A 12476-nucleotide genomic window follows, 5' to 3' on the forward strand; every position below is an offset into this window, starting at 1 on the left:
GAACGAACACACCAAGGCAAGTATTGTTTTGGCAAAACTCCGATCCAGACTTTTCTTGACGCGAAGGAATTAGCTAAGAATAAGTATCTCGACAACTTACAATTTTCGTTATAGACAGGAACGGAGTGTTAGATCTTATCTTGGCTATTATATTTGAATTTCGATTCGTTTTGAGAAACGTCATTTACACAAAATCGTTGGCAACACCTGGTGACAATGTCACGTTAGAGAATTCCATTTTCTTTCAGGGTTTTTTCGGAGAATCCTGTAATTTCTAAAACGGTCTTTAGATCAATCCCTTTCTTTAGCATTTCACCGGCATCTTCCAATTTACCTTTCTCAACACCTTGTTTAATGCCTTTCTCGATGCCTCTTTCAATCCCTTGCTGTACTCCTTTCTCAATCCCTTCTGAAATGAGTCTCTCCGCTGTAGTCATCGTTAGTTCCTCGTATTGTTCCAATTTTGATATTGCCAAAACTCTTTTGAGTTCCGTAGGTTTTAAATCACGGGCCCAATAAATATACAACAACAGTTTCCGCAGGATTGCAACCCTTTTCGATTCTTCCTCGATTCCAAGTAATAGGGAAAATAACCCCGGCAGGTGAGAAACGAATTCCAAATCCCCTTCCCGGATTTTTTGAACCACTCCCAGAGTGACTTGAAACGTGATACTTTCCAACTTCTTTTTCAATTCCACCTCTTTCAAATCGAATCAGTCTATTTTAAAATCGGGAATGAAATCCTGAAACACGTCCGTTTCTTGTTTTGTTAATACGAACTGATCCGAAAATCGATCTCCCAATTTCCATTCCTTGTCTCCGTGATAGAACACGAACGGAATGACTACGGAAAGTGGCTCTCCGTTTCTTTGTTGGTTTCGATAGATTTCCGTTAAATATCCTAATAATTGAATATAGACGGTGTTTTCTAAATAACTTTTGTGTTCGAAAAGTAAATAGACATTCGACTTGTTTCCGGACTTAAGTGGGATTTGAAACAACAGATCCGTTTGTTCTTGTTTTAGTTCCTCGGATACAAAACTCGATTCGGTCAATTCTAAGTTTTCCAAGTCGAGTAGTTCGACCACTTCCGGCGGTAACGTGTTTTTAAAAAAAGTAGCCGCCTCTTTTTTGTCCTGAAAGGTTTCTCGGATCAGTCGATCGTGAGGATTGTTCACTTCGCTCATCCGTTATCTTGGGGTTATTGTTTTGCTCGGTCAATTCCATTCAGGAATCCAATGAATGTGAATTCGATATAAGAATCTTACAACTTGATCTTTCCAACAAAGTAAACTGGGGCATTGGGACAAACTGTAAGAAAGTTTGGGCGAATTCAGTCTTTGCAGGCAAAGAGTGGGACCACACTGAAACTAAAGCGCACGGCATCCGTAAAACTTTCAAAAAAAATCCATTTGAAACTGCAATAAAAGCGGAGACAGATTCACCTTTGAAATAAGGAAAGATCACAGCCTGAATTTACCGCAAAAAATATTCAAAAATCGAAAATGAATACCGAAAATTCACATCTAAAAACCTTTCCAGGAACAAACAAAAAATTCAAGAACGTTAAAGATTCGAAACCGCATTTTTCTCGTTTCTCTTTTTCGGTGAAGTCGGAATTTCCTTTTTCATCTTTAAGGAAGAATCCTCCACCTTTTCTCTCTGAATGGCTTCTAAAAACGTCTGGATATCGTTTAGCACCACATCTCTGTGTTCCGGAAATTCGTTCATCAATTCGTGATAAAGTCCGGGATAAATTTTGATTCTTTTATTTCTATAAATTAGATTTTTATAAAGTTCCGTAGAACCGTTCACATCCACAAGCCCGTCTTCTTGGCCGTGAAGAATCAAAACCGGGCATCGAAGCACATTCGCTTTTTTAATCAGTTTAGGCCCGATTTCCAAAAGCTCACTTCCCATCTTGAGGGAAATCTTTCCATGGACGAGAGGATCCTGTTTGTAGGCCTCGATCGCATCCGGATCATGGGAAAGATATTGAAAATCCAATTCCGCGTCCACGATGAAGGAAGGAGAAACTTTACTTAACAAACTGGCCGAAAAAATTTTAAGCCTCTTTTTAAAATCCATTTTTACCGAAAGCGCAGGAGAACCTAAAATCAGACCCAGAATATTATCCTGATTAATTCCCTCCTGAGAATATCGAAGCGCAACAGCTGCTCCAAGCGAATGTCCTAAAAGAAAAAAACGCTCCTTCCCCTCTCTTTTGAAAACCTCGGAAACGAAATTCGCCAGATCTCTCACATATAAATCGAAAGAATCCGCATGTCCTCTTTTTCCCTCTGAATTACCGTGACCTCTCATATCGAAAGAATAGAAATTGATATCGCTTCCTGCAAAATAACGGAGCAAGTTTGCATAACGCCCGCTATGTTCTCCAAAACCGTGGTGAAAGATTACCAATCGATTGGAGTTTGGCTTCGTCCAAGATTGGCAGTACAATTTTGATTTATCGGAACCAGATAAGATGTAAAATTCTTTGTGATGAAAGGTCATTTTTAATACCGATTTATTTGGGAGAAAAGAATCATTAAAACGATACGGGTCAACTAAATATTATAGAACTGATCAAAAATGGTTTTTTTTCATCATGACATCATTTTTTTTAAACGGATTCATAAATCGTACATGTCCCATTGCGCAGTTCGCAACAAGACATCTCAAAATCAAATTTAAAGTTTCCTTGAGTTTTACTTCACTTTTTTCATTGTTGGGATGCGCTTCCTAAATCAAACTTCATAGAAAACCGGAGAAAATATGAAAGAAAGACCCTTAGAGAAAAGTCCTCTTCGCTTTTTTGGATTGGAAGAATTGGCGAATCATGGATGGAACTCAATTTTAGCGTTCTGGATGATTATGGGAATGGCCTTCTTCCTTTTTGCGGATCAGAATCTAATCGCGCCTAACTTAAAAAACATCGGAGCTTCTTTCGGTCTCAATAACCAGAAAGATGTAGATTGGTATATCGGAGGGATTATCCCGATTCTATTCTTCATCTTAGGCGGAGCCGTTTCCGTAAGCATGGGCTATTTATCTCAGAAATATTCGCGAAAAACCCTTATCATCTTTTCCGTATTCTTAGGTGAAATTCCCTGCTTTCTTTCCGGATTTGCGACCAGCTATTCTGAATTTGTAATCTACAGAACTCTTACCGGATTCGGTCTTGGAGGAATATTTCCGCTTCTTTTCACGGTACTCGGAGATTATTTTTCGGACAAATCCAGATCCACAGCCGCCGCTTATGTTTCTCTTTCGATGGGAATCGGTCTCGGGGTTGGCCAACTTTTCGGAGGAGTTTTAGGAAACGCCGATCCGATCAATGGCTGGAGAATGAGTTTTATCTACCTTTCCATTCCTTCTTTCTTTTTTGCGGTCATTTATTGGATCTTCTGTAAGGAACCGATCCGAGGTGGAGGAGAATCGGAATGGCAAGGAATCGCGGAGAAATTTCCGGAAGAAAGTTTTCATCTTCTCTGGAGTGACGTTAGACTCCTTTTTAGAAACAAAACGAATATAGGAATCTTTCTTCAGGGAATTCCGGGTTGCGTTCCTTGGGGGGTTTTTTTCGTATTCTTAGTGGATTATTACGAGACTTCCTATCATCTAGATAAAACGACAGCTACGATGCTTCTCACTTATGCGGCGATAGGAGTGTTTGCCGGAACATTTTTAGGAGGGGTCATCGGCCAAAAAATCTACAACTATAACAAACGATATCTTCCTATTTTTTGTATGTCCAGCATATTGATTGGAGTTCTACCTTGTATTTATCTTTTAAAGGCGGAAGATATCGCAAATTCAGGACTTTTTATCGTAACCAACATCGCCGCCGGTTTTATCATATCCGTCACCGGACCGAACGTGAGAGCTATATTAATGAACGTGAATATTCCAAAAAACAGGAGCAGCATGTTCGCTCTCTATAATCTCACCGACGACCTAGGAAAAGGACTCGGACCGGCGATGAGCGCGGTGATTTTGGGTCTGACTCCGGGGGACCGTTCTTTAGGGCTTTCTATCTCTGTTCTTTTTTGGATTCCTTGTGCCTTATTCTGGTTGATTGTATTGAAAAATTTTGAAAAGGACGAAAAAAACGTGCATGATTATCTGACTTCCGAAGCCGAAAAAATCAAAGGAGCGATCTAATTGGATTTCGAAATCTATCTATTCGACATCGAGGGGACCACAACTCCTATCGAATTCGTTCATAAAATTCTCTTTCCATATTCTGTCGGGAAGTTCGAAACTTTTTTTCGATCGAACTCTCTTGAGAGAAAATGGATCGAAAAATTACTCGAAGAAGGAAAACGTGATTCCACGTATTCGAGACAACTAACGGATTCTCCTCAGAATTTGAGCGATTATTGCAAATATCTCGTTTCCGTGGATCGCAAGAGCGGACCTCTGAAAGAAATTCAGGGAAGAATTTGGAAACACGGTTACGAAAATGGAGAACTGAAAAGCTCCTTATTCGCGGATGTCCCTTCTTTTTTAAAAAGAATTCAATCCGCCAAAAAGAAATCGGCCGTATATTCCTCCGGAAGTATTGAGGCTCAGAAATTAATTTTTAAATATTCGGATTTTGGAGATTTGACCGAATATTTTTCCGCTTACTTCGATACGGGAGTGGGAGGGAAAAGGGAATCTGCGAGTTATTCAAGGATCGCGGAGCAACTGGGAATCGCACCGGAAAAAATCTTATTCTTCACCGATATCAAGGAAGAGGCCGACGCCGCAAGAAATGCCGAATTCAAAACAACCTTATTAGAACGCCCCGGAAATGCTCCACAACCGAAACATTCCCACCCTAAAATTTCTTCTTTCGAAGATTTCAATCCTTAGAGTCTGTTTAAAAATACGAAAGTACTCAAAGAACTCCAATTTTCGAAGAGGAAGGTAGTGACGAGTGACTACTGAAGCACGAGGTTTGTGATCCATTTTTAAACTTAAGTATTAAAATTTTCTCTTTCTCGAACACCGTTTCGGAACACTAAAAGCTATTTCAATAATACTTTATCTTTGTTTAAAATGCCTATTCCAATTATTCTAAGGTGTTTTTAAAATAATTTCTAAAAAAGCATTTTTGAACCGGTTCCAAAACATTTCAACACTCATCTTTTTTCGAAGCAAGATGGGAAAATCAACCGATTCTTATAAGGTGAGACCCTTTCGAATCTTTTTTTCAATCCTTCTTTTTACCTCATCCTTCGGGAAAGTGGACTCAAGAGAATTCGTCTACGCCTTCCGAGAACCGGGCAAATCCGAAAAAGAAAAGATGATTCTTGTGGGTGAGACTGTACTTTATGATAAAGTGAAACCGATCGAAGAAGAAGGAAAAAACAAATACCTCGACATCGGAGTCGATACAAGAGCCGACTTGGTTACGATCAAAATCAATTTCGATCCCGGACTTAGGGTCGGACAAACTTTATATCTTATTGAAAAAGATTTTGATCATAAAAATTACAAAAACGGAAACATCGTTGCACAAATCGAGATCAAGTCCATTTTTCAAACGTCTTTTATCGGTAAAAGAGCGAGGGGAATCGGAAATCTCGGACTCGTAAAGGATAAAAATCTCATGGTAGCGGCTCCTTTGGTTTCGGAAAAAATAGAACCGGCGATCGTCGAAAGAAAAAAAGGAGACTACCATTTTTCCAGAAACGAAATCGCGGAATCGATCCGCGCCTACAAACATACAATCAGCTTGGACCCTTCCTCGCCGATGGGCCATTTCCGCTTAGGACTTCTCTATAAAAAAACGGGAGAAGCTTATATATCGGCCGGATCTGAATTTTCGATGGCCTGGAAAAATCGTAAACGATTTGAGAACCCGCAGGAAGAACTCGAATTTTATACGGAATACATAGACTACCTCAATCATAAATACGAAACGGAAGGTTTTAAGAATCAGTCCATTCTTTCCAAATCGATGGAGGTTATTCAGGAAGCATTCAAACGAACCGGATCAGATCCGGAACTTCTTATTCATTCCGCTTTAACCTACTATTATCTCTATAAGGAAAAATCCAAATCCGACAAAACTCCGACCCGGGCTTCCACAAATCGAAAAAGATCGGACGCATATTTTGAAATTTCCGAAAAACTTGTTCAGGATGCAAATAAACTCAATCCCTCCGACTATAGAACATATCTTTTAGCGTGTAAACTTTATCTGGATAAGATCGGTGAATTGACTTCTGAAACGGGTCAAAGCGGTTTGGGGGAATCAGAAGAGGTCGGAATTCTGAAGAATAAGTTCGCGGATTCTTTAGAAAAATATAAAACTTTCAAACCTGCTTCCATTCCGGGAGATCCGTACATTTTGAAATCCATAAATTAAAAATCGTTTTAGATAAACGTATAGTATCATTTTTTATACACCTTGGCAAGGAGTCGGTTTTTCATTAAAATTTCGAAGGACAAGACGAAAATTACACACGTTTACTCGGAAAGGACACGTCTCGTTCTCGTAAAGATATATTTTTGAAGAATCAACATATCATCCGGGTTGGAGTCGAAAAAGTTCACTCCGAGATGATATTTACCATCTTCGACGACTATATATCGAACAACTTCTCCTCTCAAAATCAACATCTTTTCCGAAATGGGGACAAACATCTTTATAATATTATGTTTTTTTAAATAATGAAAGATTCTTTTCTCTTCTATCTCAAACAAAAGTCCGTTTATACTGATATCCACCACACGAGTTCCGGCCTTCGTGTGCCTATAGTTGTCTTCTCGAATGAAAATTTTGGTCATCGAATAACTGAAAATTTCTGTAAGTTCAATCAAATAACCCACTTGAGAAGGAGTAATCGAGTAACGATCCATAGCCGAAGTATATACACGAACATAACCCACGACGTCGTTGAACAACCGGATCGGCAGCACGAGGTAAGAGATCACGAACTCCCGGATTTCTTTCTTTTGCAACTCCCTGAAAAATTGATCCGCATAGTCCTGTCCGTTTTCAAGAACCATTCGGATATATTCTTCACGATAGTTTCCGACAATCGATTCTGAATCCTCGTTTTCGCGGATATAATTGATGATCAAAGACGTATCGGGGATAAATAGAGGCCGATCATTCCTGCGAATAAAGGAATCTAAAAAGGTTTCTTCCCGGTTCTGCGAAAAAAATACGACCTCGTATCCCTTCGAAACGTTCGAAATATATTCTGAAATTATAATATTAACTAATCTTAGATCGGGATTATCTTTTTTGATTTCGCGCATGAGATTGTTAAATTTCTGTTCGACTTGAATATTTCTGCCGATCTCCCTTCCGCCGCCGGAAAGCGACCTGAAAAGGATCACGTAATTCATAAACAGATCGTCGACCGCGACCCGGACGTTTTTTCTAAAAGAAGCGGCTTGGAGCTCCGACGGAATCCGAACTTGAACGATCGTCCCCTCCAAAAATTCGAGAATTACAACTTCGAATTGATAGAGAATATTCATGATTTCAAAACTGATTTTCGCCCTTAAAGTCAATCCTTGCGTTGCGCCTGGAATTCTTAGATTTACGGTCGTCTCTTCTATGTTTTCCACAATGGCGAAGAATCTTTGCCCGTCATAGTCGAACGGGAATTCCACTTCGTCCGCTTTGAGATAATAGAATAGATGTTTTACGAGATTGATGTCGGTTCCGATGATCGTTTCTCCAAACATCGTCTCCAGAATTGTGATGAGTTCCTGTAAACTGTCCGATCTTCCGACTGCCATATGTTTATTTTGTTAAAGGGAAGCCTTCCATCTTGAATATCGGTTTTCCAAGGGTTGAAATTCAGTTGCAAAGATTGAGACCCCGTTTCTTAAATCTGCTCATGAATTTGGTAATGAGAGACATAAATTTTCTTTAGAACGTACTCCAAAACCTGAAAAGAAATCCGCTACAATCATTTGGTAAGTTCGTAATAAAATGTAAGAGTTCCCACACTTTATTTGAGGAAGTATTAGGACATTATCGAACCGAACTCACGTTATTCTACTTTTGAAACAAACTCATCCTAGTATTCTTTTCATTTGCCCGAGTATCAATTCCGAATATCGGCCTTACAATTCTCGGATATCTTGGTTTTATCTAGAAATGGTTCCGATCAATCCCAGGAACTATTTCAAAAATATCTTAGGACAATCGGCATTCTAAACAAAGATATGGATTTTTAAGACAAACTATGGAAAGAGTTTTTGAGATAGATTTAGAAAAAATCCACAGGAAGCTTTGAGAATGACCCGAAAAAGAATGTATGGATATAAAAAAGTCGGAACTCAACCCAGAATTGTTCGATATGATGAAACAAGGGAAGCTATCAACCGGAAAAATCCTGGATTTGATCGCTCTGAAGGAACTTGTAGATAGATTTGCAACCACTCCTTTTATTGAAGAAGACAAAATCGCGCAAATCAAAGAAAGAACCGGGGTGGAACCGGATATCCTAACCTGGGGAGATTATTTTCAAACCGAAATTGCATCCAGATATTTCGAAAAGTCGGAAATCGAATTCAAAAAAATACTGGAAACGATACGATTCGATCTCATTTCCGCCCACTTGATTTTTTCAGGCAAGCCGGAATATTTTCAAGATTCCGTCAGAGGACAAGCGCTTATTTCAAAATCCATTGATTCTACCTTCTGGACGTTAGAAGACCAGGAAGCAGTTCATCTGGAAATCCTTCTCGAATATTACACCCAGATGGGAATCGGAGAAAAACCGTTGACCGTATCCGACCGAATCTGGTATGAAAGTTTCGAGTTGGAGAAAAAAGCAGTTTAATGGAATTCATTGACCAAGACACAATCGATCTAGGTTCCGGAAACAAGATCTTAAAGTTAAGCCTCAACAATCCTGAAACCAGAAATTCTATGACCAGGGAAATGGGTTTGGAATTCAAAAAAATCATCGATGGGTTGATAGAAACAACCGAAAAGAACAAACCGAGGGTCGTCATTTTAACCGGAAAAAACGACATTTTTTCCGCAGGCGGTAATTTCGAACTATTGAAGTCGTTTTCAAATAAAGACTATGAAACGAACAAAAAAGCGATGTTCGAATTTTATAACCTTTTCTTATCCGTAAGACGTTTGGACATTCCGGTAATCTGTGCCGCAAACGGCCACGCAATCGGAGCCGGGCTTTCACTTACATTCGCATGCGATATCCGAGTTTTTGCCAATGAGGCTAAATATCAATTTAACTTCGTTAAACTTGGAATCCATCCGGGTATGGGCTCCAGTTATACCGTGAAGGAATTATTTGGGACTCATGTCGCAAACCGGCTTTTATTTTTAGCGGAAACCTTCAATGGAGAAGAGGCATTTCGCCTTGGTCTTTGCAATGACTCGGTTCCACAAAAGGAAGTCTTGGGAAGAGCGACTGAAATCGCAATCGCATCGTCCGAAAGTGCACCTTTAGCTCTCAGCGAATTAAAGAAGAACACTTACGACAGGGAAAAATTAGAAACCGCCCTTAGAAAAGAAGCAGAATCTCAAGCAAGAAATTTTATCTCGGCCGATTTCAAAGAAACGATCAAAGCAATCGAACAAAAAAGAAAACCGATCTTCAAAGGATTATAATCGGTTTTCTTTTGTTTCCTTATCGTAATCCTTTAACGCTTGGAAGGTCAACTCGTAGTCGTTCCAGGCATTCCAGATCACAAACCCGTTCCCTCCGCTATCGTAGCTGGCCTTTATTTGCGCTTTGATATAATCCGAGAGCGAGAGTCCCGACTTTCCTACGGACATATTAAATCCTTGAATGTACGGAATGACTCTTGTTGTTTTCAGAGATTTTTTAATGGTAAGAATGGTTCCGTCATACACAGTTTGATAGGGATTTTTGATTCTTGCCGGCATGCCGTAAAAATGCGACGGATAAAGCATTGGATACAGAACGTCCACAACCTGGGCAAATACTTCCACTTTTTGTCCGATCATATCGTTTTCGTTGAATGGAATTCGACCAAAAATATCGGCCCCAAGGTACGGAAGGTTTTCACATTTGAGAGTTTCCTTTCTGATATCCTTGATAATTGCGGCAATATTTTTATACCTCATTTCGTAAGTTAGTTTTAATTGAAGGTTATCCGCATAACGAATGTAATCCAATTGAATTTCCGGAAAACCAGACTTACAGGCGGACCTAATCGACTTGTGTATCGAAGCGACCCTTTGATTCGACGGCTTTTCGGTCGGAAGTCCTCCGTCAAAATTCACGACTCTGGCAACAGGATAGAAACCTTCAGCTATCAAAGCTTCCACGGTTTCCTTCGAGGGAGTTGAGGGCTGAATATCGATTACAAGAAAATTAATTCCGTACTGTTTCCCTTTTTTCCTGAGATCATAAAATTCTTTCGTTTTCTTTAGGGTTTTTTGCGAAATATAAATCCCTCTTGAAAATTCCGGAACTTTTATGTTAGAAATCGTTTGTAGTTCGGAACTCCTCGAAGAACTTTCCTTATCTTGAGTTGTTACGACTTCCATCTTTGTGTCCATACTCTGCTCAGGTTTGAAAATTTGCGTTTTCAACTGAACTGTAGGCGCTTCCGCTTTTATTTTTATCGCCGGCTTATCACTTTCATTTTTTTTTCGAATTCCAGAAAACTCAGTTCTTACACTTCGAGACCTGGAAGAAGTCGTTTCCGAACTCTTCTGAGCATTTCTTACCGGAAAGGGAAAATCAAAATCAGGAAACAAAGAAAAGGCCCAGAGGAAAAAAACAAGAATGAATATGATAGTTTTATTCACAGGATAAAAAATACGAAGCCTTGTAGCCTTGCGGCAAAGTTGTAAGTTAGTAAAATAGACTCCGTTCTTAAATAATGTCGGAGTTTATTATATTCAACTAAAAAACAGTTTCAAATTTAAATCCGGAATTAAATTATCTTTATACTACGGTAAAACAAAGCAGTTTCCACAGTTACATCGCTTTTGCGGTTTTTGAACTTTTGAATAGACTTTATTATTGTTCAACTCCCGTACATTGGACGGTTTAGGGACAAACTCTTAGTTCAACCTAAGTTTATCTGAAAAAGCATATAGACATTTGATAGGAACAAAGCTTTACGGCTTTTGGACTTTTTGTAATCGAAAATCCAAGATTTATTACAAGAAGTCGTAAATTTCTGGACAGTCCCTTAAATAACGTTCAAAAAGAGAAGTGAAAATGAAAACAGGTTTCATCTACTCAAAAGATTTTCTTTATCACAACGCAGATCCAAAAATTCCACACTATGAAAGCTCCGATAGATTACTTGCATGTCTTAATAAATTACATCAAACCAGTTATTTTAATTCCCTATTTTTTCCTGAAATGAAGAAGGTCCCCAGTGAATTCTTCAATGAAATTCACTCTAGTGCTCATCTTCAAAAAATTGAACGTTCGAAAGGGAAAAGAGGCTACTTTGATTCTGATACCCCTTTCACGGAAAAATCGTGGATTGCCGCTTATTCCGCCGCAAATTCCGGAATAACCCTAGCAGACGCGTTAATTTCAGGAACAATCAAGAACGGTTTTTCACTTCTTAGGCCTCCGGGCCATCATGCGGAACACAATCGAATCATGGGTTTTTGTATGTTAAATAACGTTGCCATTACCGCCCGATATTTACAAAAGAATGGGTTCAAGAAAATCTTTATTATCGACTGGGATGTCCATCATGGAAATGGAACCCAAGAAATTTTTTACCAAGATCCAAATGTTTTCTATCTATCGATTCATCAATTTCCATTTTATCCTATGACAGGCCTTTCCAGTGAGACCGGAAAAAACAAAGGTATTGGAACTACAAAAAACATTCCAATGCAAGCGAACTCCGACAACCAAGCTTACATTCAAAAATTCAAAGAAGTCGTAATTCCTACGATGGAACATTTCGAACCGGATATCGTATTAATATCCGCGGGTTTTGACGCACATAAGGAAGATCCTCTGGGTGAAATGGATATCACAACCAAGGGGTTTGAAGACTTAACTAAAATCGTTTTAGAAAGTGCTGATAAAATCTGCGAAGGTAAAGTATTATCCTTTTTAGAAGGCGGCTACAATTTAACGGCCTTATCGGAATCCGTAGAAGCTCATGTAGCAGTTTTCAATTTTTTTTCTTAAAAGAACACGAATTCGATACAAGAAAATTTGGACGAATCGCTCGTAAACTTTATAATTGAAACACTTTCGTAAAAAGCGTTTCTGCTGAGTTTTTCAAACTAAAGTGCTGCTTTTTCTTATCGAGCGACCCGTAGGGAGCCATAACCTTACCCACAAATACTTGGATCTGAAGATAAATCTGTCGGAATTACTACAAATCCTCTGTGAAACTTACGCCCCACCCTGATTTTGGGTGGAGGGGAGAGGCGGTTGGGAAGACTCGGGAGGTTTTCTTTACCACAAAATCATACTTCTTGCAAGTAAAAAGCCTCATTCTTGTCGGAACACTTGAAAAATATCAGTTTT

9 protein-coding genes and 2 pseudogenes are annotated in these 12476 nt (G+C 39.1%); 7 read left to right on the forward strand and 4 right to left on the reverse strand.

The window, feature by feature from the left end; translation table 11 throughout:
- Positions 1–114, forward strand: a pseudogene (locus CLV95_RS17945) (IS481 family transposase); the annotation flags it as partial.
- Positions 115–224: 110 nt separating this feature from the next.
- Here the strand turns inward: CLV95_RS17945 and CLV95_RS19570 are convergent.
- Positions 225–1187 (reverse strand): annotated as a pseudogene (locus CLV95_RS19570) (Rpn family recombination-promoting nuclease/putative transposase).
- A 379-nt stretch (positions 1188–1566) separates the two neighbouring features.
- Positions 1567–2514 carry an alpha/beta hydrolase gene (locus CLV95_RS17965; protein ID WP_002731523.1) on the reverse strand — a complete coding sequence of 316 codons (948 nt, stop codon included), beginning with the start codon at positions 2512–2514 and terminating at the stop codon, positions 1567–1569.
- A gap of 261 nt (positions 2515–2775) precedes the next feature.
- On the opposite strand from CLV95_RS17965, the gene CLV95_RS17970 reads away from it, so the two are divergent.
- The 3 genes from CLV95_RS17970 (at position 2776) to CLV95_RS17980 (ending at position 6361) form a co-directional block, all read left to right on the forward strand.
- On the forward strand, positions 2776–4164 hold the full coding sequence (locus tag CLV95_RS17970; RefSeq protein WP_002735378.1) for an MFS transporter: 1389 nt from the start codon (positions 2776–2778) through the stop codon (positions 4162–4164).
- Positions 4165–4860 (forward strand): acireductone synthase, encoded by a 696-nt coding sequence (gene mtnC / locus CLV95_RS17975; RefSeq protein ID WP_002727805.1) that lies wholly within the window; start codon positions 4165–4167, stop codon positions 4858–4860.
- A gap of 289 nt (positions 4861–5149) precedes the next feature.
- Positions 5150–6361: a tetratricopeptide repeat protein gene (locus tag CLV95_RS17980; RefSeq protein WP_002727829.1), complete on the forward strand. Its 1212-nt coding sequence runs from the start codon at positions 5150–5152 to the stop codon at positions 6359–6361.
- 101 nt (positions 6362–6462) lie between these two features.
- Here the strand turns inward: CLV95_RS17980 and CLV95_RS17985 are convergent, their stop codons facing one another.
- The gene (locus tag CLV95_RS17985) at positions 6463–7749 is read right to left on the reverse strand and encodes a DUF1577 domain-containing protein (protein ID WP_002727801.1); all 1287 of its coding nucleotides are present in this window, start codon (positions 7747–7749) and stop codon (positions 6463–6465) included.
- A gap of 524 nt (positions 7750–8273) precedes the next feature.
- On the opposite strand from CLV95_RS17985, the gene CLV95_RS17990 reads away from it, so the two are divergent.
- Together CLV95_RS17990 and CLV95_RS17995 are read left to right on the forward strand one after the other, a co-directional pair.
- Positions 8274–8801 (forward strand): hypothetical protein, encoded by a 528-nt coding sequence (locus CLV95_RS17990; protein ID WP_002727820.1) that lies wholly within the window; start codon positions 8274–8276, stop codon positions 8799–8801.
- Positions 8801–9601, forward strand: a complete 801-nt coding sequence (locus CLV95_RS17995; RefSeq protein WP_107695044.1) for an enoyl-CoA hydratase/isomerase family protein — start codon at positions 8801–8803, stop codon at positions 9599–9601. Before CLV95_RS17990 ends, CLV95_RS17995 begins: the two co-directional genes overlap by 1 nt.
- Here the strand turns inward: CLV95_RS17995 and CLV95_RS18000 are convergent.
- Positions 9596–10771, reverse strand: a complete 1176-nt coding sequence (locus CLV95_RS18000; protein ID WP_002735416.1) for a putative glycoside hydrolase — start codon at positions 10769–10771, stop codon at positions 9596–9598. The genes CLV95_RS17995 and CLV95_RS18000 overlap by 6 nt on opposite strands.
- A 418-nt stretch (positions 10772–11189) precedes the next feature.
- Here CLV95_RS18000 and CLV95_RS18005 point away from each other — a divergent pair, with 418 nt between their 5' ends.
- Positions 11190–12131: a histone deacetylase family protein gene (locus CLV95_RS18005; protein ID WP_016561399.1), complete on the forward strand. Its 942-nt coding sequence runs from the start codon at positions 11190–11192 to the stop codon at positions 12129–12131.
- Positions 12132–12476: the final 345 nt, after the last annotated feature.

Source organism: Leptospira borgpetersenii serovar Javanica (genome assembly GCF_003046425.1).
Taxonomy (GTDB): domain Bacteria; phylum Spirochaetota; class Leptospiria; order Leptospirales; family Leptospiraceae; genus Leptospira; species Leptospira borgpetersenii.